Origin of the sequence: Teichococcus rhizosphaerae, assembly GCF_002631185.1 — a bacterium.
GTDB lineage: Bacteria > Pseudomonadota > Alphaproteobacteria > Acetobacterales > Acetobacteraceae > Pseudoroseomonas > Pseudoroseomonas rhizosphaerae.
Window position 1 is genome coordinate 1 of record NZ_PDNU01000014.1, and the last position, 21885, is coordinate 21885.

Here is a 21885-nt window from a genome sequence, read left to right on the forward strand (position 1 = left end):
CGCCCTGCTTGGTGGGCTGCACCAGGGCGGGCACGCGGCTGCCGCCGATGGCGAGGTCCAGCAGGGAGGGCTGCGCGGGCACATCGTAGTCCCACAGGTCGTGATGCACCGTCTGGAACACCCAGCGCACCCGTCCCGTGGCCAGCTCCAGCGCCACCACGGAGGAGGAGTAGCGGGCGGCGTCCTCGTCGCGGCTGGCGCCCCACTGGTCCGGCGGCTGGTTGCCCATCGGCACATAGACCAGGCCCAGCGCCTCATCGACGCTGGAGATCGACCAGCTGTTGGGGGAGTTCGGGGTGTAGGTCCGGCCGGGCGGCAGCGGCTCGGTCTGCTCGGGGTCGCCGGGGTCCCAGTTCCAGACCAGGCCACCCGTGTTGACGTCGAAGGCACGGATCACGCCGGAGGGTTCGCGGGTCGAGACGTTGTCCAGCACCGTGCCGCCGATGATGACGAGGTGGCGCGTCACCACCACGGGGGAGGTGGAATAGTAGCCACCCGGCTTGGGGTGGGGCATGTTGGCCCAGAGGTTGATCTGCCCGCTCTCGCCGAAGCTGGTGCAGACCCCCCCCGTCTCGGGGTCGAGCGCGATCAGGCGGCCATCGGCGGTCGGCATGAACAGCTTGCGGGCGCAGCTCTCCACCCGCCGCGCGCCCTCCGCCGCGTCCGGCAGGGAGATGGAGGTGGCGGCGGAGTTCTCCGCGGCGGGGCGGACGGCCTCGGGCGCGGGAGGCGTTGCCGCCGGCGGATAGGCGGCCGGGTCGTGGTAGGAGAGGCCGCGGCAGGTCAGGTGTTGCAACGCCAGCCCGTCCCGCACCCTGGGCTGGTAGCGCCAGACCTCCCGGCCCGTATCGGCCTCCAGGGCGATGACGTTCTGGTGCGGCGTGCAGAGATGGAGGCGGTCCCCGATCTTCAGCGGCGTCACCTGGAAGGTGGTCTCCTCCGGGTCCCCCGGCTGGCCGGGCGTGTCGCCGGTGCGGTAGTGCCAGGCCACCTCCAGGCTGCCGACATTGCGCGGCGTGATCTGGTCGAGCGGCGAGTAGCGCTGGCCGAGGCCGGTGCGGCCATAGGCATGCCACTCCCCGTCCGGAATGGCGCGGGGCGCGGGAGGCAGGGGCAGCCGCGCCTCGCGCAGGCGGCCCTCGATGCGGTGCGGATCGTTGAACAGGGCGGCGCCGCCGGCGAGAAGAGCCAGCGCCAGCGCCGCCGAGAGCGCGAGCCCGCCGCCCCGCGCGGGGCTTGGCTGCCGGGCGCCTTCCGGCACCGCCAGGGCGCGGGTGACAGGCGGGATCAGCAGCAGCGCGCCGAGGATGAAGATGGCGCCGCCGCGCGCCGCCAGGGGCCACCAGTCGAGCCCCGCTTCCCACAGCGCCCAGGCCAGCGTGGCCAAAACCAGAAGGGCGTGGAGCGGAAGGGCGGAGGGGCGGCGGTGCCAGAGCAGCCAGGCCGTCCCCAGCATCGCCAGCCCCGCGGGCAGGTAGTACCAGGAGCCGCCCAGCAGGGCGAGCCAGAGCCCGCCGCCCGCCGCCGCCAGGCCGGCGAGCCCCAGCAGGATGGCCAGCAGGTTGGGCCCCCAGCGGGAGGATGATGTCTGCGGTTGCTGCATGCTGCCCCCGTCCCCGGCGGGGGTGGCGGCCATCACGGCGAGCTGGCCGCCACCCTGGCAGGGAAACTCCGGGGGCGGGGCATCGTTCCCGGCCGCCCGGGCATTTCCGGTCGGGGCGCCCGCCTTCCCGCGCGAAGCGGGAAGCAGGCCGGCGGCTTCAGCGGCGCCGCAGGAGGATGATGCCGAGCAGCACGGCCACAGCCGCCAGGAGGCCCATCATGGCCTGCACCACCGGGTAGTTCTCCGCCTCGCGCCCCACCAGCAGGGCGGCCAGCGGCGCGCCCAGAAGCAGGATGATGCGCACGATGATACCCATGGTTCCGCCTTCCTCACATATCCGGGAAGCCTTCTGGCCCGGCGGCGCCAGCCTGGCCTTGACCTGGGTCAAGCGCGCGCCCGCCGGGCCCGGATGACCCTCAGCCTTCCTCGTCCGGGTCGTTGATCGGCACCAGGAACATCACTTCCAGCGCGTCCTCGTCATCCTCGTCATCCTCGCCCCCGTCCTCCTCGCCTTCCTCGTCGGCGTCCTCCTCGTCGTCCTCGCCGGACTGGAAGTCGGCGATCTCCTCCTCGGTCGCCGGGCGCAGGGCGAGGGTCGCCTCGCCATCCCAGAGCGGGGTGGCATCGTGCAGCAGGCGGCGCAGATCGGCCTGGAAGGCCTCGCTCTCGACGATGTCGCGCGCCTCCTCCTCATCCGCCCCGATGACGGCGATCGGCCGGCCGGCGATTTCCAACGTGAACATGGCAGTTCTGTCTCCAGCTTGGTGTCTTCGCGCGGTGCGAGGCCGGCCTTCCAGCGGGCCGGGCCCGGTGAAGGTCCAGGCACCCTCCGCTTCCGGCCGCAAGATGCGCAGCATTGCCCGCTTCTGGCTACCGCCTGCCGCAGAATTCATGGGCGCCCGGCCGCCACCCCTTGACCGCCGCCGGAGGAGAGGCCCTTTGACACGGAAGGACTGGCCGCCTTCACTGACAGGCCGGAACCTCCGTCCCGGCCCGCCGGGCAAGCCAGACACGAAGGCCAGACACGAAGGATTGACGCGATGAATCACGACCCGACCGCGGCGGCGCGGCAGGAGGCGCCCCAGCAGAATTTCGGCACCGCCAACATCGCGCCGATGGAGCGCCCGAGCCGCGCCACGCGCTTCTTCATGAGCATCGTCGCGGCGGCCGAGCGGCTGAACCTGCGCTGCTCCAAGGTCGGCAATCCGCCCGTGTACGACAACGCCACCTTCCCATGGGCGGCGGAGATCGAGCGGGAATGGCCGCTGATCCGCAAGGAGCTGGAGCAGGTGCTGGTGCGGCAGAGCGAGCTGCCGAGCTTCCACGACATCTCCACCGACGTGCAGACGATCAGCAAGGACAGCGCGTGGAAGACCTTCTTCCTTGCGGGCTATGGCCTGTCCTCGGAGGAGAACATCCGCCGCTGCCCGGAGACATGGCGCATCGTCCAGAAGATCCCGGGGCTGAAGACGGCGATGTTCTCGATCTTCGAGCCGGGCAAGCACCTGCCGCCGCACCGGGGCCCCTATAACGGCGTGCTGCGCCTACATCTCGGCCTGATCGTGCCGGAGCAGAGCGACCGCCTCGCGATCCGTGTCGAGAACCAGGTCTGCAACTGGCACGAGGGCAAGGCGCTGATCTTCGACGACGCGTATGAGCACGAGGCGTGGAACCACACGGACAAGACACGCGTCGTGCTGTTCGTCGATTTCGTCAAGCCGCTGCGCTTTCCGGCGCGGCTGGTGAACTGGCTCCTGCTCAACATGGCGGTGTTCACCCCCTTCATCCGCGAGGGGCTGGACAACCACAAGGCGTGGGAAAAGAAGTTCTACGCCGAGGCCGAGGCGCTGCGGAACCGCCAGGCCTGAAACGAAGGCGCCGCGCCAGTTCCTGGCGCGGCGCCCCGTGGCTGTCAGGCGGGTCTGGCCATCAGCCGGCCTTGGCGGTTTCCATCATCCAGGCGCGGTGCCGCTTCTCGTCCTGCAAGGCCCGCTCGAAGACCTGCCGGATCTCGGCCGTCGCCTCGGCATGGGTGCTGGCGCGCTCATAGGCGCTCACCGTGTCCTCCTCATTGCTGCGCATCGCCTGCAGGATGGCGCTGTCGCCCATGATGCTGGCCAGCGCCACCTTGCCGGTGGTGAGGTACTGCTTCATGTCGCCTTCCATGGGCGCCTCGGCGCCCACCGTTGCCGCCATCTGTGTCAGCTCGCTCACATGGCGGTCATGGTCGCCCTTGAAGGCGGCGATCTGCTGCTTGTAGGCCGGATTGTCCAGCCGCGCGATCACCTCGTCATAGGCGGCGATGGCGTCGTGTTCCAGCAGCAGCAGGTTCTTCACCAGCTTGGGCAGGGTGCTCTCGGTGCCGACGGTGGTAACCATGGATCGCTCCTTTTTCCTGTGTACCGGAAGCCGCTCAGCGGCCCGCCGGCTTGCCGATCTGTTCCGCCTGCGCGCCAGAGCCCTCGCGCGCGGGGCCCAGCACCGGCACCTCGCCCAGCGGCGTGTTCTGCAGCACGCTGAACTGCCCCTTGCCGTCCATGGAAGGGCCTGCGGTGTAGCGGCCCTCGGGCGGGGGCGCGCCCGTCACGTCCGTGCCCAGGAAGACATAGCTGAAATCCTGCCGCTCCATGGCCTGGTCGAAGCTGTTCGGGATCGGCAGCGCCGCGGCGCCGCCCAGCTCCTCGATGGCGGCCAGCCATTGCTGCTGGTGCATGGTGTCGCGCGCGACAAGGAAGCTCAGCATGTCCTTCATGCCGGGATCATGCGCGGCGTTGTAGAGGCGCACGGCAAGGGTCCGGCCCGTCGCCTCGGCGGTGACGTTGGCATACATGTCGGCGGCGAGATTGCCGCTGGCATAGACATGCGAGCAGTCGAACGGCACGCCGTCGGCGTTGGTCGGCATCGCGGCGAGGCCGGTGGAGAGCAGGTGCCGCTGCAGCATGCCTTCCACGACGTGGCGCGGCCGCTCGCCGCCCATCACGGCGTTCACCACCGGGTTCGCCTCGGCGGCGCTTTCCTGCAAGGTCAGCGGCGCCGTCTCCAGGTTCATCGCGACGGCGGTGGCCAGCATCTCGATGTGGCCGATCTCTTCCGTCGCCGTGTGCAGCAGCATGTCGCGGTACTTGGTGTGCGGGCCGCGCGCGCCCCAGGCCTGGAAGAAGTATTGCAGGCAGACACGGATCTCACCTTCGACGCCACCGATCGCCTGCTGCAACTGGCGGGCGAAAAGCGGATCGGGGGTCTCGACGCGAACCGGGTACTGGAGGCGCTTGTCGTGATAGTACATGCGGCTTCCCTTTGCTTGTGCCTTGCGGGGCACGTTGGCTTCCCCTCAGCAAACGCATCGCCCGGCAAAGGTTCCACGAAAGCGTTGCCCGGATTTACGCGCCGCCCCGGCGCGGCGATGCTGCCGGCCATCCGCCGCGCGGCGCGGCGACGAAGGGGATCGTGGAATGGAATCGGAGACAGGCGCCTTCCTGGAGGGTCCGCGGCTGGAGATCGCCGGCGCGGCGGAGGGGCCGCTTGCCGGGCTGCGCTTCGCCGCCAAGGACCTGTTCGACGTCGCGGGCCACCCGACCGGCGCCGGCAACCCGGACTGGGCGCGGGGCCGGCCCTTGCCCGCCCGCCATGCCTGGGCCGTGCAGGCCCTGCTGGATGCGGGGGCGCGGCTGGTGGGCAAGACGGTCACCTGCGAGCTGTCGCTCGGCATTCTCGGCTTCAACGCGCATTGCGGCACGCCGCCCAACCCCGCCGCGCCGGGCTGCCTGCCCGGCGGCTCCTCCAGCGGCTCGGCTTCCGCCGTGGCGGCGGGGCTGGCCGACATCGCCCTGGGCACGGACAGCGGCGGCTCGGTGCGCGTGCCCGCCAGCCTTTGCGGCCTCTACGGGCTGCGCCCCACCCATGGCCGCATCTCCTTCGAGGGGGTCTGCGTGCAGGCGCCGAGCTTCGACACGGCCGGCTGGTTCGCCCGCGACGCCGGGGCCTTCGCGCGCGCCGGCGCCGTGCTGCTGGGCGAGCCGGCGGCAGCACCGGGGCAGGGGCCGCTTCTGCTGGCCGAGGACGCCTTCGCGCTGGCCGATGAGGCCGTGCAGGCGGCGCTGCGGCCGCAGGCGGCCCGGGTGGCGGCGCTGCTCGGCGGTGCCCCTCGGCCCATGGCCCTGGGCGAGCCCGGGGAGCTGGCGGCATGGGGCTCCCAGCGCGCCGTGCTGCAACGCGCCGAGGGCTGGCAGACCTTCCGCGACTGGATCGATCGGGTGAATCCGCGCCTGGCCTTCAGCGTGGCGCGCAACCTGGGGATCGGCGCCGCGCTGACGGAGGCGCAGATCGCCCTGGCCGCCGCGCTGCGGCACCGGGTGCGGGAGCGGGCGCGGGCCCTGCTGGACGGAGGCGCCATTCTCTGCATCCCCAGCACGCCCTTCACCGCGCCGCCGCTCGGCCTGCCGCTGCATGCGCTGGACGCGCTGTCGGACCGCATCGGCCTGCTGACCTCCTTCGCCGGGCTGACGGGCGTGCCGCAGCTCAGCCTGCCGCTGGGGCAGGTGGCCGGCAAGCCGGTGGGCCTGTCGCTGCTCGCCTGGCGCGGCCAGGATGCGCGGCTGCTCGGCATCGCCCGCGCCCTGGCGGGCTGAGGGCGGAAGCCGGAGGAGGGGCCCGGCGCCGCGCCATCGCCCGGCGCGGCGCCGGCCCGCCCTCAGCCGCGCCGCACCCCCCAAGGGTAGGGCATGCTGCCCTGGACGAAGCCGGACAGGTCGCTCCGGTAGGCGGTGCGGGCGACGAACTGGCCGAGCGGAATGGTGGCCACCTCGTCCTGGGCCAGCTTGTTGACCTGGTCGGCCAGGGACTTGCGGGCATCCTCGTCCGGCGCCGCCAGCCAGGCCTGGATCATCGCCTCCATGCGCGGGCTCTCGTACCAGCCGAACCAGCCCGCCGCGCCGGTGCCCTTCACCAGCGAGGACACGCCCGGATTGGCATAGGCCATGGCCGAGCCATAGGTGTGGAAGATGCTCCAGCCGCCACGCTCCACCGGCTCGCGGCTGACGCGGCGCTGCACCACCGTGCCCCAGTCCGTGTCCGCCAGCTCCACGTTCATCCCGATCTGCCGCAGCCGTTCGGCGGTGAGCTGGCCATGCGGGCCGATCAGCGGGAAGTCGGTGGGATTGATGATGACCACCTTCTCGCCCTTGTAGCCGGATTCCGCCAGCCGCGCCCTGGCGCGGTCCAGGCTGCGGGGCGGCCGGGCCAGCTCGGAGAGGTCCTCCGTGCCGTAGGGCGTGCCGCAGGGAAAGAGGCTGCGGCACTCCCGCCAGAGCGACCTGTCCTGCCCGATGGTCACCTGCATGTAGTCCGCCTGGTTCACCGCCAGCGCCACGGCCTGCCGCGTGCGGAGGTCGTTGAACGGCGCCTGCAGGTGGTTCAGCCGCATCAGGCTCATGAAGCCGGCGGGAAAGAGCGTGTCGAGCCGGATGTTGCGGTTGCGCTGCAACGTGGGGAGCAGGTCGTTCAGCGGCTGCTCCACCCAGTCCACCTCGCCCGCCTGCAGGGCCGCCGCGGCGGTCGCGGGGTCGGGCATGATGTGCCATTCGACGCGGCCGAAATGCGCGACCTTGCCGCCGCTGGCCCAGTCCGGCGCTTCCTGGCGCGGCTGGTAGCCCTCGAACTTCGTGTAGACGGCGCGGCTGCCGGCGACGAACTCATCCGCCCTGAAGCGGAACGGGCCCGAGCCCACCACCTCGCCGACCTGTGCGTTGGCATCCGTCCGCGCCAGGCGCTCCGGCATGATGAAGGCGACATTGGCATCCGGCTTGGCGATGGCGTCGAGCAGCATGGGGAAGGGCTGCGTCAGGCGGATCTCCACCGTGCGGTCATCGGCCGCGCCCCAGCGCTCCACCACCCTGGCAAGTAGCTGCCCGAAGGGATCGCGCCTCGACCAGCGCTCCAGGCTCGCCGCCGCGTCCCGCGCGCGCACCGGCTCACCATCGTGGAAGCGCAGGCCTTCGCGCAGGCGGATGCGCCAGAGGCGGCCATCGTCCGAGACGGTGTGGCCCTCCGCCATCTGCGGCTGCGGCTTCTGCGCGCCGTTCACCGCATAGAGCGTGTCGTACACATGGTAGCCGTGGATCTGGGTGACGATGGCGGAGGTCCAGATCGGGTCCAGCGCCGTGAGGTTGGCCTGCGGCACGAAGCGCAGCGTGCCGGCGCGCGCGCCCTGGGCGAGGCCTGGCGCTGCGAGCGGCGGCAAGGCGAGGGCAAGGCCCCCAAGCCCGGTTGCCTGGAGGAGCGAACGGCGTCGCATGGCGTGTTCCTTCCCTGGTCCGCCTCCCCTGTTTCATGCCGGGGGCGGTTCCCGCCGAGGCTAGGCAACGCCGCGCCGCAGGGTCAAGGAATGGCGACTGGTCTTGACGGCTCCTGACCGGCGCCATACCGTGGTCATACCAGTTGGCCCAGGAATGGCCCGGAGAAGGAATTTGGAGGAAGCGCTGCGCATCGTCCGCCCCGAGGAGGCAGGCGCCAGGGGGTTCGGCAAGGTCTTCGCCTTCCTGCGCGAGCAGTTGCTGAACGGCACCATCCGCCCTGGCGACCGGCTCATCGCGGAGCGCGAGCTGGCCGTGCAGCTCGGCGTCAGCCGACCCGTGCTGCGCGAGGCGCTGCGGGCCCTGGCCATGCTCGGCGTGGTGGAGATCCGCCAGGGCATGGGCACGGTGGTGCGCCGCCCGGACGTCTCGGTGCTGGGCGAGTTCTTCACCTTCGTGCTGGCGCAGCATTCCGACATCACCGACGACGTGATGCAGGCCCGTATCGCCATCGAGTGCCAGGCGGTGCGGCTGGCCTGCCAGCGCGCCCAGGAATCCGACTTCAACCGCCTGCGCGAGGCGCTGGAGCGGATCGAGTCCACGATCGACGAGCCGGTGGCCGGCGGGCTCGCCGATTTCGCCTTCCACCAGCTGCTGGTGGAGGCGGCGCACTCGGCCACGCTGCGCAGCGTCTACAGCGCCATCAGCGACCTGCTGACCCGCTCGCACATCGCGCGGCGCGAGGTGGTGCGCGTCAGCCCCGAGATGCGCGCGCACCTGGTCGAGGACCACCGCCGCATCTTCATCGCGCTGCTCTCGCGCGACGAGCGGCAGGTGGACGAGACGCTGCGCGAGCACTTCGCCATCGGCCACGAATTCCGTCTCAGGAACGCCATGGAGGCCGCGCGGCGGCCCGTGGCGCCGCAGGAGAACACCCCATGAAGATCGTCATCGGCAGCGATCATGCCGGCTTTCCGCTGAAGGCGGACGTCATCGCCCATGTCCGCGCGCTCGGCCACGAGGTGCAGGATGTCGGCTCCCACACGCCGGACCCGGTGGACTTCCCCGACATCGCCCGCGCCGTGTGCGACACGGTGCGCAAGGGCGGCGCCGAGCGCGGCCTGCTGGTCTGCGGCACGGGCGTCGGCGCCGTCATCGCCGCCAACAAGATGCGCGGCATCCGCGCCGCCGTCTGCCACGACGCCCATTCCGCCCACCAGTCGGTGGAGCATGACGACGTGAACGTCATGTGCATCGGCGCGCAGATCGTCGGCCCCTGGCTGGCGCGCGACCTGGTGGCGAGCTTCCTGGACGCGAAGTTCGACGCCAACGAGGACCATGTGCGCCGCGTGCAGAAGCTGCACGCCATGGAGAACGAGGACTGATCCGCTGCCTGCGGCAGGGCGGCAGAGGGAAGGAAACGGAATGACGGGAACCGTCGGATTCATCGGCCTCGGCACGATGGGCTGCGACATGGCGCGCAACCTGCTCAAGGCCGGATACCGCGTGCGGGGCCATGACCTGCGCGCCGATGCGGCGCGGGCCATGGCGGCGGAGGGCGTGGTGCCCGCCGCCAGCGTGGCCGAGGCCGCCGCGGGCGCCGACATCGTCGTGACCATGCTGCCCGACACGCCGCATGTGCAGGCGGTGGTGCTGGGCGAGGGCGGGCTGCTGTCCAGCCCTCCGGCCGGGCGGCTGGTGGTGGACATGAGCACCATCGCGCCCACCGCCGTGCGCGAGATGCATGCGCGGCTGAAGGCGGCTGGCATCGGCTTCGTGGACGCGCCGGTCTCGGGCGGGCCGCAGGGGGCCAGGGCCGGCACGCTGAGCATCATGGCGGGCGGCGACGCGGAGGATTTCGCCCGCGCCCGCCCGGTGCTGGCGGCGATGGGCACCACCATCAACCATGTGGGCGAAAGCGGCGCGGGCCAGACGGTGAAGCTGTGCAACCAGCTCATCTGCGGCATCAACCTGCAGGCGGTGTGCGAGGCGATCGCGCTCGGCCGCGCCGCCGGCGTGGACCTTGCGCAGATGCGCGAGGTGCTGCTGGGCGGCTCCGCCGCCTCCTGGATGCTGGACCGGCTTGGCCCGGCCATGATCGAGAGCCAGACGGCGGCGGGCTTCCGCATCGACCTGATGCTGAAGGACCTGCGCCTGGTGCGCGAGCTGGCCGATGCCCTGTCCGTGCCGCTGCCCGGCACCGCGCTGGTGACGACGCAGTATGTCGAGGCGCGGGCGCATGGCGAGGGCGGCAACGGCAACCAGGCGCTGTTCAAGGTCTATGACCGCATGACGAACCAAGCCGCGGCCTGAGCCAGATGGGAGCGCGGCCATGAATCTCCGCCTGGATTTCGGCGTCGTCCTGGAGCGCTGGCCGCTGTTCCTGGACGGCGCCTGGATGACGCTGCAACTGGCGGTGCTGGCGACGCTGTTCGGCTTCGCCCTTGGCGCGCTCTGCGCCGTGGGGCGGCGCAGCGGCCCGCCCTGGCTGGCCAAGCTCTGCGGCGGCTATGTCGAGGCGATCCGCAACACGCCGCTGCTGGTGCAGATCTTCCTGGTGTATTTCGGCCTGGCCAGCCTCGGCTTCTCGCTGTCCGCCTTCACCGTCGCGGCGCTGGCGCTGACCATCAATGTTGGCGCCTATACCACCGAGATCATGCGCGCGGGCTTCGACTCCATTCCCCGCGGGCAGCTGGAGGCGGGGGAGTGCCTCGGCCTTTCCCAGCGGCAGGTCTACTGGCACGTGCTGCTGCTGCCGGCGATGGAGCGCGTCTATCCGGCGCTGACCAGCCAGTTCGTGCTGCTGATGCTGGCCTCCTCCGTCACCTCGCAGATCTCGGCGGAGGAGCTGACGGCGGTGGCCAACTACATCCAGTCCGACACCTACCGCGCCTTCGAATCCTACATCACCGTGGCGCTGTTCTACCTGGCGCTGTCCTTCGTCATGCGGCTGGGCTTCTGGGGGCTGGGGCTGGTCCTCTTCCCGCGCCGCCGCCGCCTCGGCACGCCGCTGTGAGGATGACGCCATGATCGCGACCCAACTCGGCGCCACGCATCTCCAGTTCCTGCTCCAGGGCGCGCTCTGGACGGTGGTGCTCTCCGCCATCGCGCTGGTGGGCGGCGGCTTGCTGGGCTTCCTGGTGGCGCTGTGCCGAGTTTCCGGCAGCCGCGCGGTCCGCCTCGCCTCCGGCGCCTATGTGCAGGTGGTGCAGGGCACGCCGCTGCTGGTCATCATGTTCCTGGTGTTCTTCGGCCTGCCGCCGCTCGGCCTGAATGTCTCGCCGCTCGCCGCCGCCAGCGCCTCGCTGATCCTCTATGTCAGCGCCTATATGGGCGAGATCTGGCGCGGCTGCATCGAGTCCGTGCCGAAGCCGCAATGGGAGGCCGCCGAGTGCCTGGCGATGAGCCGCACCCAGCGCATGTTCCACGTGGTGCTGCCGCAGGCGGTGCGCATCGCCACGCCGCCCACCGTGGGCTTCCTGGTGCAGATCATCAAGAACACCTCGCTCGCCTCCGTCGTCGGCTTCGTCGAGCTGGCGCGCGCCGGGCAGATCATCAACAACAGCCTGTTCGAGCCTTTCCTGGTCTACCTCATCATCGCGCTGCTCTACTTCGCGATGTGCTACCCGCTCTCCCGCTGGAGCCGGCGGCTCGAACGCAGGACCGGCTTTGCGCGCCGGCAGCAGGTGGTGTCCCCATGAGCCAGCCTCTCCCCTCCTCCGCCGCGCCCGTCGTGTCGCTGCGCGACGTGCACAAGAGCTTCGGCAGCCTCAAGGTGCTGGACGGCGTCTCCTTCGAGGTGCCGCGCGGCGAGGTCATGGCGATCATCGGCCGCAGCGGCTCCGGCAAGAGCACGGCGCTACGCTGCATCGACCGGCTGGAAACCATCGAGTCCGGCGAGATCATCGTCTGCGGCCACCGCGTCAGCGACCCGAAGCTGCCGCTGCGCGCGCTGCGGCTCGATGTCGGCATCGTTTTCCAGAGCTACAACCTGTTCCCGCACCTCACCATCGAGGAGAACATCTGCCTCGCCCCGGTGACGGTGAAGGGCAAGCGCCGCGCGGAGGCGCGCGAGACGGCGCGCCGCGTGCTGGGGCAGGTCGGGCTGGGCGACAAGCTGGATTCCTATCCCGAGCAGCTCTCGGGCGGCCAGCAGCAGCGCGCCGCCATCGCCCGCAGCCTGGCGATGGAGCCGCAGGTGATGCTGTTCGATGAGGTGACCTCGGCCCTCGATCCCGAGCTGACGGGCGAGGTGCTGCGCGTCATCGAGCAGCTCGCCGCCGGCGGCATGACGATGGTGATGGTGACGCACGAGATGGGCTTCGCCCGCCGCGTCGCCGACCGCATCGTGTTCATGCACCAGGGCAAGGTGTGGGAGACCGGCCCGGCCGGCATCCTCGACGCGCCGGAGACGGCCGAGCTGCGGCAGTTCGTCGGCAGCGGGCTTTGAGTTCCAGATCCAAGAAACGGGAGACCTCTGAGATGACCCATGTCACACGCAAGCAGTTCCTGGGCGGCGGCGCCGCGCTGGCCGCGCTCGTCGCGCTGGGGGGCCGCCCCGCCCGCGCCGACCAGCTCGACGACATCATGCGCGCCAGGAAAATCCGCGTGGCCACCGACCTCGCCATCCCGCCCTCCGGCATGATGAGCCCGCAGATGGAGCCGATCGGCTCCGACGTGGAGGTGGCGCGGCTGCTGGCCAAGGATTGGGGCCTGGAGCTCGAATTCGTGCAGACCACGGGCGCCACGCGCATCCCGAACCTGCAGACCAACAAGGCGGACATCATCATCTCCACCCTGTCCGTCACGCCGGAGCGGGCACGCGTCATCGCCTTCTCGAAGCCCTATGCGGCGCTGCAATCCGTGGTGGGCGGTGCGCGCGACCTGCCGGTGAAGGGCTTGGCCGACCTGCGCGGCCGCGCCGTCACCGTCACCCGCGGCACGACGCAGGACACCGAGCTGACGGGCCTCGCGCGCGAGCACAACTTCCGCGTCGTCCGCTATGACGACGACGCCACCATGGTGACGGCGGCGGTGAGCGGGCAGGCGGAGATGGTGGCGACCTCGGCCACCATCGTGGCGCAGATCGGCCAGCGCATCCCGGCCAGGAACTTCGAGCCCAAGTTCGTGCTGCGCAACTTCGACCTCGCCATGGGGCTGCGCCAGGGCGAGACGGCGCTGATGGAGAAGGTCAACGCCTGGATCGACGAGAACATCCGCAACGGCAAGCTGAACGCCATCTACAAGAAGTACCACGGCGCCGAGCTGCCCGAGCACATGCGCGGCGCGGGCGCGTGATCCACACTCTCCGGGGCGGCGTGGCATGATCCTTGTCTTCGGCTCGATCAACCTCGACCTGGTGGCGCGGGTGCGTGCCATCCCCCGCCCCGGGGAGACGGTGCTGTCGGAGCGGTACGACCTCTCCTTCGGCGGCAAGGGCGCCAACCAGGCGGTGGCCGCAGCCCGCGCCCGGCGCGACGCGGCGCTGGCGGTGCGCATGGCCAGCGCCGTGGGCGAGGACGATTTCGGCCGCTCGGCGCTGGACAACCTGGCGCGCAACGGCGTGGACATCGCGGCGGTGCGCAAGGTGGCCCTGCCCACGGGCTGCGCCTTCATCACCGTGAGCGAGGCGGGGGAGAACGCCATCACCGTGGCGAGCGGCGCCAACCTCGCCGTGTCCAGCGACGCGCTGCCGGATGCGCTGCTGGATGGCGTGCGGGTGCTGGTGCTGCAGATGGAGGTGCCGCCGGCCGAGGCGCTGGCGGTGGCCCGTCGGGCCCGCGCGCGGGGCGCCCGCGTGCTGCTGAACCTCGCCCCCGCCCCGGGCGAGGCGGAGGCCGCGCTGCTGCCGGAGCTTCTGGCGGAAACCGACCTGCTGGTGGCGAACGAGCACGAGGCGCTCACCGCCCTGGCGCTGCTGGGCGAAACCGAGACCGATGCCGCCGCCGCCATGCGCCGCCTCGCCGCGCGGTGCGGGGAAGGGGGCATCGTCACCCTCGGCCGCGCCGGGGCGGTGGCCTGCACCACCACCGGCGAGACGCTGCGCGCCGCCGCGCTCCCCGTCCAGGCGGTGGACACCACGGGTGCCGGCGACACCTTCATGGGCATCCTGGCCGCCGCGCTGGCGGAGGGCATGGCCCTGGCGCCCGCGCTTTCGCGCGCCTGCGCCGGGGCTTCCCTGGCCTGCCTCAGCCCCGGCGCGCAGCAGGGCATGCCCCTCTGCGCCGAGCTGGACAGGCTGGCCTAGCGCGGTCCCCGCCGCGCCGGGCTTGCGCGCCGCGCCGTTCGGGGCAGGATGCCGGGGCAACGGAACGGAGCGGGCGGAATGCGGGTGATCGTCGTCGGCGCGGGCATCCTGGGGGCCAGCGCGGCCTATCACCTGGCGGCAGGCGGCGCCGAGGTCGTCATCCTCGACCCGATGCTGGAAGGGCGCGCGACGGCGGCGGGGGCGGGCATCGTCTGCCCCTGGTCCTCGCGCGTGACGGACCCGGACTGGTACCGCCTGTCCGGCGGCGGTGCGCGCGACTACCCCATGCTGGTGGTGCAGCTCGCCGAGGATGGCGAAACCGATCTCGGCTACCGTCGCGTGGGGGCCCTGTGCATCGCGGGCGACGAGGGCGGCCTCGACGAGACGGAGGCCCGCATCCGCGCCCGCATGGCGGAGGCGCCCGAGGCGGGGGCGCTGTCCCGCCTGCCGCCGGCGGAAGCGCGGGCCTTGTTCCCGCCGCTGCGGCCGGAGGAGCCGGCGCTGCATCTGAGCGGCGCGGCGCGGGTCGATGGCAGGTTGCTGGCGGCGGCCCTGCTGCGCGCGGCGCAGCGCCGCGGCGCCGTGGCGCACCGGGACGTGGTGGTGGGGCTGCTCGCGGAGGGCGGCCGGGTGCGCGGCGCGCGCACGGCGGGCGGCGTGTTCGAGGGCGACGCGGTGCTGCTCGCCGCCGGGGCCTGGGCGCCGCCCCTGCTGGCGCCGCTCGGGCTGGAACTCGCGGTGCAGCCGCAGCGCGGGCAGATCCTGCATCTTCTGCTGCCCGGGCAACAGACGCGGGACTGGCCCGTGCTGCTGCCGATGAGCCACCACTACCTGCTGGCCTTCGACGATTCCCGCGTGGTGGTGGGCGCCACGCGCGAGCTGGGCTCGGGCTTCGACCACCGGCTGACGGCGGGCGGCGTGATGCAGGTGTTGCGGCAGGCGCTCGACGTGGCACCCGGCCTGGCCGGCGCGACGCTGCACGAAATGCGCATCGGCATGCGGCCGATGGGGCCGGACCTGAAGCCGCTGCTCGGCCCCGTGCCGGGGGTCGAGGGGCTGGTCATCGGCAATGGGCTGGGCGCGGGCGGGCTGACCATGGGGCCCTATGCCGGGCGGCTGCTGGCGCAGCATCTGCTGCGCGGCGCGGCCGAGATCTCCCTGGCGCCCTACGATCCGCGGCGCGGCTGAGGGCGCGCCGCTTCAGGCGGCGGAACGCCCCTGTTCCCCTTCGCGCTCCTGAAGCTCCCGCAGCGCATCGGACAGGCAGATGCGGTTCCGCCCCGCCCGCTTGGCGGCGTAGAGGGCGCGGTCGGCCTCCGAGTACAGCGCGTCGAAGCCGCACTGGCGGCCGATCGCGGCGCCCGCGGAAAGGGTGACGAGCACGGCCTGCCCGTCGGCCACCATGGGCCCCGCCGCGAACTGCCCGAGCATCGCCTCCAGCCGTTCCAGCACCTCGCGCGAGGGGGTGGTGCTGGAGATGAAGGCGAACTCCTCGCCCCCCATCCGCCCCAGCAGCCCGAACGGCCCGAGCGCCTCCTCCATCCTGCGGCTGGCGGCGCACAGCAGGGCATCGCCCACGCGGTGGCCATGCGTGTCGTTGACGCGCTTGAAGTTGTCGATGTCGAGGATCACCAGCACCATCCAGGCGGCGTCCCCGCGCTCCGCCGCCTCCATCAGGGCACGGCGGTTGGGCAGGCCTGTGAGCGGGTCGGTGCGGCTGATCCGCTCCAGGTCGCGCCGCGATTCCGCCAGCGCCAGGTGGGCGCGCCCGATCCAGCCGAGGATCGGGATGGCGACCACCAGCGCCACGAACACCGTCACCACCCAGGAGCGCAGGGCGGTGGTCCAGTCGATGAAGAAGACCATCTGGTTGATGACATCGAGCAGCAGCGCCCCGACCACCGCGGCGGCCGTGGCGCTGGCGACATAGCGGCGCAGGCCCCGCTGGTCCTGGATGTCGGGAGCGATGATCAGCCTCAGAGGGCCCCGCATGGTCATGAAACCCTCCGCGCATTGGGAGGGGCTGTTAACACATATTCGTGCGCGCCCGCCATTCCTGGCGCACGAAAAGGCGAGGCTTGCCAGGGAACGAGGAAAGTGACCAAGCAGGCCAGGCCCAATCCCGCGCTGAGGAGGCAGCCCTGCACAGCCGCCAGAACCCGGACATGACCATCTTCCCCGCCGGAGAAGGCCAGGCGCCGCCGGCCCCGCCCTATACGGACTGGCTGCGGCACCGGCTCACCATCAGCGGCCCGGCCGAGGCCATGGCCCGGTTCCGCGCCGCCGCGGCCGGCTCAGGGCTGATCCCGTGGGTGCTCGACCTCGGGCGGATGGAGGAGGACTGGCGCCTCCAGCTGCTGGCGCCGCGCGAGGGCGAGCCGGCGATCAGCCCGAGCGGCGCCCGCATCCTGTCCCGCCGGCTGCGGGACGCGGCGGCGGCCAACCACCAGGCGGCCCTGGCGCGCGCCGCGACGGACCGGAGCTGCCCCTTCGACCTGCACCGCCTGGTGCCCCTCCCGCCCGCCATCCTGGCGCTGGGGCCGGACGATGCCGAGGCGCGGCGCTGGCTCTGGGCGCATTGGGGCACCACGCGGGCGCTGCGCCATGTCCGCGCCCTGCCGGGCATGGAGGATGCCCGCAGCACCCGGACGGACCGCATGGCGGTGGAGTTCTGGTCGGCCGACTGGTCGCCCTGGCGCGCCCTGCTGCGGCTGCGCCGGGACTGGCCCCCGCTGGTGTGGGACCTGCGGCCCGACTACCAGCGGGGCGGGGAGGACGCCGCCCCGGCCGGGCGCGGGCGCAGGCGGCGCTGACCGGCCTCAGTCGATGCGGATGTCGGCCTTGCGCGCCACCTCGCCCCAGCGCGCCGTCTCGGCGGCGACGAAGCGGCGGAACTCCTCCGGCGCGCTGCCCACCGGAGTGATGCCGAGATCCTTCAGCCGGCCGGACACCGCCGGGCCGTGCAGGGCCGCCACGGCCTCCTTGTGCAGGCGGGCGACAATGGCGGGCGGGGTCGCCGCGGGCGCGAAGAAGCCGTGCCAGGAGAGGCTCTCGAAGCCGGGCACGACGCTGGCCACCGTCGGGATCTCGGGCGCCACGGCGCTGGGCTCGGTGGAGGTGACGCCGAGGATGCGCAGCTTGCCTTCCCGCGCGAAGGGCAGCACGGAGGAGAGGTTGTCGAAGGCCATCGGCACCTCGCCGGTTAGCAGCGCCGTCGTCACCTGCCCGCTGCCGCGATAGGGGACGTGCTCGATCCGGGTGCCGGTGAGCTGCGCGAAAAGCGAGCCCGCCAGGTGGATCGAGGTTCCGACGCCGGAGGTGGCGTAGCTGGCCTCGCCGGGCTTGGCCTTGAGCTGCGCGATCAGCTCCTGGAGGTTGCGGGCGGGATTGCTGTTGCTCACCGCCAGCGCGTTGGGCTGCGAGGCGAGCTGCGTGATCGGCGCGAAGTCCTTCTGCACGTCATAGGGCATCTTCGGGTAGATGCCCGGATTGATGGCGTGGCTGCTGATGGTGCCGAGGCAGAAGGTGTAGCCGTCGGGCGTGGCGCGGGCGCAGGCCTCGCTGCCGATGTTGCCGCCCGCGCCGGGCCGGTTCTCCACCACGATGGGCTGGCCGAGCGCCTTGCTCATCTCCTGCCCCACCAGCCGGGCGAGCGTGTCCGAGGTGCCGGCGGCGAAGGGGACGATCAGCCGGATCGGCTGGGTCGGGTAGGCCGGCGCCTGCGCCCGCGCGGGGGCCGGCGCCGAGGCCAGGCCAGCCGGCAAGGCGAGCAGGGACAGCAGGGCAAGGCTCAGGCCGCGGCGGGACTGGCTGGGCATGGGCGGTTCCTCCTCGTGGTGCCGTTGGCGGCACGCATTGCTGGGATCGCGCGCAACAGGCGCGGCATCTCGGCGTCAAACTGATATATTAGATTTTTGGCGTCAAGCCTTCCGTGGCCCCGCGGCCGTGCCTTTGCTAAGGCTCCTGCCATGCGCCTCCCGCCCGCACCGCCCCTCGACATCCGGCCCGATGCTGGCGGCCTCGCCACGCTGGCGCCGATGGGCCGGCGCCGCTCCGCCGCCGAGAGCGCCTATGAATCGCTGCGCGCGGCGGTGATCTCGCTGGCGCTGCCGCCCGGTACGGCCATCTCGCGCGCCGCCGTCGCGGCGCGGCTCGGCGTCAGCCAGACACCGGTGCGGGAGGCGCTGATCCGGCTGCAGGAGGAAGGGCTGATCGCGGTGGTGCCGCAATCGGCCACGCGCGTGGCGCGGATCGACACCGCCAGCGCCCGCGAGGCGAGCTTCCTGCGGCAGGCGGTGGAGCTGGCGGTGGTGCGCCGCCTGGCGGAGGCGCCGCCGCCCGGCCTCGAGGAGGCGTTGCGCGCCGAGCTGGCGCGGATGCGCGCCAGCGGCGACGAGGACGGCTTCACCGCCGCCGATGAGGCGTTCCACGGCGTGCTCTGCGCGGCCGCCGGGGTGCCCGGGCTGCATGAGCTGGTGCGCAGCCGCAGCGGCCACCTCGACCGGCTGCGCCGGCTGCACCTGCCAAGCCCCGGCAAGGCCGAGGCCGTGCTGCGCCAGCATGAGGAACTGGCGGCCGCCATCCTGCGGCGGGACCCGGCGGAAGCCGAGCGGCTGCTGCGGGACCACCTCTCCAACACCTTCGCCGAGCTGGCCCGCATCCGCGAGCGCTTCCCCGACTATTTCTGAACGCCCTCCGCGCCGGCAGCCGGGTGCGGACTGCGCGTTTCCAGGGCATTTCCGCCGCGCGCGGCGGCGATGCCCCCGCCCGCGCCGATTGCCGCGCCTCCTGATCTCTGTTCATCATGGGGAAACACTCGTTCAGGAGGCTTCCCATGGATTTCCGGATCTCCCGCCGGGCGGTGCTGGCCGGCTCCGCCCTCGCCCTGCCGGCCCTCCGCCGCGCCTCCGCGCAGCAGACGCTGGAATTCGTCGCGGGCTCGCTGGGCGGCGGGTGGTACACCATGGCCGCCGGCGTCGCCGCGCTGGTGCGCGACGAGAACCCCGAGATCCAGATCCGCGTCGTGCCGGGCGGCGGCCTCGCCAACCCGACGCGCGTCAACAACGGCCAGAGCCAGATGGGCTGGGGCATCGACGCCTTCACCGCCGCCGCGGCGCGGGGCGAGGAGCCCTACAAGGCCAAGCATGAGCGGCTGCGCTCGCTCGGCACCGGCTACTCGCCCACCGAGCACAACTTCCTCCGCCGCGCCGATGGCGGCCCGGCCGACATGAAGGCGATCCTGACGCAGAAGGGGGTCCGCATCGGCTGCCCGCAGCGCTCCTCGACCGACGAGATGACGCTGCAGCGCATCCTGAAGTTCTACGGCACCTCGCCCGAGAAGATCCGCGACGAGGGGGGCCGCTACCTCAACGGCTCCTACAACGACATCGCCGGCGCCTTTGGCGACGGGCAGGTGGATTATCTCTACGCGGCGCTGGCCAAGCCCGCCGCCATCCTCACCGAGATCGGCCAGGGGCGGCGCCAGGCGAAGCTGGTGGAGTTCCCGGCCGATGTGCGCAAGCACCTGATCGACACCTACGCCTACAACCAGGGCGTGATCCCCGCCGGCACCTATCCGGCGCTCCAGGACGCCGACGTGCCGGTGACCACCATGGACAGCGTCATCCTGGTGCACGACACGCTGCCCGACGCCGTGGCCTATGCCGTGACGCGCACCCTCATCAGGGCCAAGGGCGCGCGGCTGACGCAGATCCATGCCTCGATGGGCGCCTATGACCCGGCCGTCGCCTGGAAGTATGCCGGCGTGCCGCTGCATCCGGGCGCCGAGCGCGCCTACCGGGAAGCCGGCGTGATGCAGGGCTGAGGCCGCGTGCGCCAGCTTCGCGGACCGCTCGGCGTCATCCTCCCGGCCTGGCTGGCCGGGGTGGTGGCGCTGCACCTCTATTTCGGCGGCTTCGGCTTCCCCGAGCCGATCGCCATGCGCGGCTTCCACCTGCTGGCCTTCGTGCCGCCCATCTTCCTGCTCTGGCCGGCCCGCGCCTCCAGCCCGAAGGAACGGCCCAGCGTCATCGACTGGCTCTGGGCCTTGCTGGCGGCGGCGCCGCATCTCTGGGTCTGGCTGAACGCCGCCGCCGTGTCCGACCGGATGGAGTATGTCGATCCCTTCGGGCCGGAGATGGTGGTCCTCTCCATCCTCGCCATCGTCACCCTGCTGGAGGCAACGCGGCGGGCGGTGGAGCCGGGGCTGGCGGTGATGGTGCTGGTCAGCATCGGCTACATGGCCTTCGGCCACCACCTTCCGGGCGTGCTGAACACGCGGCCCTTCAGCCTGGAGGAGATCCTGGAGGCCTCCTGGCTGGTGCCGACGGCGGGCGGCATCTATGGCCCGCTCACCGGCATCGTCGCCACCACCATCGCGGTGTTCATCACCTTCGGCGCCTTCATGCAGGGCAGCGGCACGGGGCGGCTGTTCAGCAATCTCGGCGCGGCGGCGGCCGGGCGCTACACGGCGGGGCCGGCCAAGGTGTCGGTCATCACCTCCGGGCTGTTCGGCACCATGAGCGGCTCCTCCGTGTCCAACGTGATCACCACCGGCGCCATGACCATCCCGCTGATGAAGCGGATCGGCTACCCGGCGGCGGTCGCGGGCGGCATCGAGAGCGCGGCCAGCGTCGGCGGCGCGCTGATGCCGCCGGTGATGGGCGCGGCCGCCTTCGTGATGGCCGAGATCACCAACATCGCCTATGGCGAGATCGTCATCGCCGCCACGCTGGGCGCTGTCCTCTACTTCTTCGCCATCTATGTCGCGGTGCATTTCGAGGGGAAAAAGCTCGGCGTCACCGCCATGGCCGAGGCCGACATCCCGCCCTGGCGCGAGGTGCTGGCCGATTGCCACCTGCTGCTGCCCATCGCCGTGCTGGTCTGGCTGATGATGGAGCGGTGGAGCGGCAACTTCGCCGCCTTCTGCGCCACCATGGCGATGATCGCCGTGGCCATGTTGCGTGGCCGCACCCGCATGTCGCCGCGCGCCATCTTCAATAGCCTGGTGCAGGCGGGGCTGACCATGGCGCCGCTGGCGGTGGCCATCGCCGGCGCCGGCATCGTCGTCTCGGCGCTGACGGCCACCGGCATGGTGGTGGCCTTCGGCGGCATCATCAAGGAACTGGCGGGCGGATCGCTGCCGCTCCTGCTGGTGCTGCTGGCGCTCACCGTGCTGGTGCTGGGCATGGGGCTGCCCACCACCCCCTCCTACATCATCGCCGCCGCCATCGGCGTGCCGCAGCTGATGGAGATGGGGGTCGGCATGCTGCCGGCGCACCTGTTCCTGTTCTACTTCGCCGTGCTGGCCGACGCGACGCCGCCCGTGGCCGCCGCCGCCTTCGCCGCCGCCTCGGTGGCCAAGGCGCCGCCGACGCTGACCAGCCTGCACGCCTCCCGCTTCGGCATCGCCGGCTTCACCGTGGGCTTCGCCTTCGTCTACGACCCCGGCATCATGATGCAGGGCAGCCTGCTCGACATCCTTCTGGCCTTTTCCGTGCAGCTGGCGGCGCTGACGGCGCTGACCGCCGCCTATGCCGGCTTCCTCGCCGGGCCGCTCGGGCCGGTGCTGCGGCTGGCGCTGGGCGCCTCGGGGCTCGTCGCGGCCTTTCTCCACGTCCTGCCCGCCCCGGGGCGGCTGGCCGTGGTGGTGGCGGTGCTGGCCCTGTGCTGGGGGGTCAGCCGGCTGGCGCGGCCGGTGCCGGCCGGGAGCGCCGCGCCGGGGGCGCCGCCCGGCTAGAGCGTTT

At 72.0% G+C, this 21885-nt stretch carries 22 protein-coding genes and 1 pseudogene; 15 read left to right on the forward strand and 8 right to left on the reverse strand.

The window, feature by feature from the left end; translation table 11 throughout:
- The 3 genes and pseudogenes from CR162_RS09440 to CR162_RS22350 all read right to left on the reverse strand — a co-directional run.
- Positions 1-1603, reverse strand: a pseudogene (locus CR162_RS09440) (membrane-bound PQQ-dependent dehydrogenase, glucose/quinate/shikimate family); the annotation flags it as partial.
- A gap of 157 nt (positions 1604-1760) precedes the next feature.
- Positions 1761-1919: a hypothetical protein gene (locus CR162_RS22345; RefSeq protein ID WP_176559794.1), complete on the reverse strand. Its 159-nt coding sequence runs from the start codon at positions 1917-1919 to the stop codon at positions 1761-1763.
- Between the two features lie 100 nt (positions 1920-2019).
- Positions 2020-2346 carry a hypothetical protein gene (locus CR162_RS22350; RefSeq protein WP_099095304.1) on the reverse strand — a complete coding sequence of 109 codons (327 nt, stop codon included), beginning with the start codon at positions 2344-2346 and terminating at the stop codon, positions 2020-2022.
- Between the two features lie 297 nt (positions 2347-2643).
- On the opposite strand from CR162_RS22350, the gene CR162_RS09450 reads away from it, so the two are divergent.
- Complete coding sequence (locus tag CR162_RS09450) at positions 2644-3471, forward strand: ornithine lipid ester-linked acyl 2-hydroxylase OlsC (RefSeq protein ID WP_099095305.1); 828 nt, start codon at positions 2644-2646, stop codon at positions 3469-3471.
- 61 nt (positions 3472-3532) lie between these two features.
- Here CR162_RS09450 and CR162_RS09455 read toward each other — a convergent pair whose 3' ends face one another.
- Complete coding sequence (locus CR162_RS09455) at positions 3533-3982, reverse strand: DUF2383 domain-containing protein (RefSeq protein WP_099095306.1); 450 nt, start codon at positions 3980-3982, stop codon at positions 3533-3535.
- A gap of 34 nt (positions 3983-4016) precedes the next feature.
- Positions 4017-4889 (reverse strand): manganese catalase family protein, encoded by an 873-nt coding sequence (locus CR162_RS09460; protein WP_099095307.1) that lies wholly within the window; start codon positions 4887-4889, stop codon positions 4017-4019.
- 166 nt (positions 4890-5055) lie between these two features.
- Between CR162_RS09460 and CR162_RS09465 the strand changes: the two genes are divergently transcribed.
- Positions 5056-6231 carry an amidase gene (locus CR162_RS09465; protein ID WP_099095308.1) on the forward strand — a complete coding sequence of 392 codons (1176 nt, stop codon included), beginning with the start codon at positions 5056-5058 and terminating at the stop codon, positions 6229-6231.
- A 62-nt stretch (positions 6232-6293) separates the two neighbouring features.
- Here the strand turns inward: CR162_RS09465 and CR162_RS09470 are convergent, their stop codons facing one another.
- Positions 6294-7895, reverse strand: a complete 1602-nt coding sequence (locus CR162_RS09470) for an ABC transporter substrate-binding protein (RefSeq protein WP_099095309.1) — start codon at positions 7893-7895, stop codon at positions 6294-6296.
- Positions 7896-8067: 172 nt separating this feature from the next.
- Between CR162_RS09470 and CR162_RS09475 the strand changes: the two genes are divergently transcribed.
- The 9 genes from CR162_RS09475 (at position 8068) to CR162_RS09515 (ending at position 15328) form a co-directional block, all read left to right on the forward strand.
- A complete protein-coding gene (locus tag CR162_RS09475) occupies positions 8068-8835 on the forward strand; it encodes a FadR/GntR family transcriptional regulator (protein WP_218014867.1) in 768 nt (255 codons plus the stop codon).
- A complete protein-coding gene (gene rpiB / locus CR162_RS09480; protein ID WP_099095311.1) occupies positions 8832-9278 on the forward strand; it encodes a ribose 5-phosphate isomerase B in 447 nt (148 codons plus the stop codon). Before CR162_RS09475 ends, rpiB begins: the two co-directional genes overlap by 4 nt.
- 40 nt (positions 9279-9318) lie before the next feature.
- Positions 9319-10206: an NAD(P)-dependent oxidoreductase gene (locus CR162_RS09485; protein WP_099095312.1), complete on the forward strand. Its 888-nt coding sequence runs from the start codon at positions 9319-9321 to the stop codon at positions 10204-10206.
- Between the two features lie 19 nt (positions 10207-10225).
- Positions 10226-10909 carry an amino acid ABC transporter permease gene (locus CR162_RS09490; RefSeq protein WP_099095313.1) on the forward strand — a complete coding sequence of 228 codons (684 nt, stop codon included), beginning with the start codon at positions 10226-10228 and terminating at the stop codon, positions 10907-10909.
- A gap of 10 nt (positions 10910-10919) precedes the next feature.
- Positions 10920-11594, forward strand: coding sequence for an amino acid ABC transporter permease (locus CR162_RS09495; protein WP_099095314.1), 675 nt, complete (start codon positions 10920-10922; stop codon positions 11592-11594).
- A complete protein-coding gene (locus CR162_RS09500) occupies positions 11591-12343 on the forward strand; it encodes an amino acid ABC transporter ATP-binding protein (protein WP_099095315.1) in 753 nt (250 codons plus the stop codon). Before CR162_RS09495 ends, CR162_RS09500 begins: the two co-directional genes overlap by 4 nt.
- Positions 12344-12375: 32 nt before the next feature.
- Positions 12376-13191 (forward strand): transporter substrate-binding domain-containing protein, encoded by an 816-nt coding sequence (locus CR162_RS09505; RefSeq protein WP_099095316.1) that lies wholly within the window; start codon positions 12376-12378, stop codon positions 13189-13191.
- A 25-nt stretch (positions 13192-13216) separates the two neighbouring features.
- Entirely contained in the window at positions 13217-14140 is a 924-nt protein-coding gene (locus tag CR162_RS09510; protein WP_099095317.1) for a ribokinase, read from the forward strand.
- Between the two features lie 78 nt (positions 14141-14218).
- On the forward strand, positions 14219-15328 hold the full coding sequence (locus tag CR162_RS09515; RefSeq protein WP_099095318.1) for an NAD(P)/FAD-dependent oxidoreductase: 1110 nt from the start codon (positions 14219-14221) through the stop codon (positions 15326-15328).
- Between the two features lie 12 nt (positions 15329-15340).
- Here the strand turns inward: CR162_RS09515 and CR162_RS09520 are convergent, their stop codons facing one another.
- Entirely contained in the window at positions 15341-16138 is a 798-nt protein-coding gene (locus CR162_RS09520; protein WP_099095319.1) for a GGDEF domain-containing protein, read from the reverse strand.
- A gap of 167 nt (positions 16139-16305) precedes the next feature.
- Between CR162_RS09520 and CR162_RS09525 the strand changes: the two genes are divergently transcribed.
- Entirely contained in the window at positions 16306-16953 is a 648-nt protein-coding gene (locus tag CR162_RS09525; RefSeq protein WP_099095320.1) for a hypothetical protein, read from the forward strand.
- Between the two features lie 6 nt (positions 16954-16959).
- On the opposite strand, the gene CR162_RS09530 is transcribed toward CR162_RS09525, so the two are convergent.
- Entirely contained in the window at positions 16960-17958 is a 999-nt protein-coding gene (locus CR162_RS09530) for a Bug family tripartite tricarboxylate transporter substrate binding protein (RefSeq protein ID WP_099095321.1), read from the reverse strand.
- Positions 17959-18108: 150 nt separating this feature from the next.
- Here CR162_RS09530 and CR162_RS09535 point away from each other — a divergent pair, with 150 nt between their 5' ends.
- From CR162_RS09535 to CR162_RS09545, 3 genes are all read left to right on the forward strand, one after another.
- Positions 18109-18828: a GntR family transcriptional regulator gene (locus CR162_RS09535; RefSeq protein WP_099095322.1), complete on the forward strand. Its 720-nt coding sequence runs from the start codon at positions 18109-18111 to the stop codon at positions 18826-18828.
- A gap of 146 nt (positions 18829-18974) precedes the next feature.
- The gene (locus tag CR162_RS09540) at positions 18975-19964 is read left to right on the forward strand and encodes a TAXI family TRAP transporter solute-binding subunit (RefSeq protein WP_176559795.1); all 990 of its coding nucleotides are present in this window, start codon (positions 18975-18977) and stop codon (positions 19962-19964) included.
- A 6-nt stretch (positions 19965-19970) separates the two neighbouring features.
- On the forward strand, positions 19971-21878 hold the full coding sequence (locus CR162_RS09545; protein ID WP_099095324.1) for a TRAP transporter permease: 1908 nt from the start codon (positions 19971-19973) through the stop codon (positions 21876-21878).
- Positions 21879-21885 lie beyond the last annotated feature (7 nt).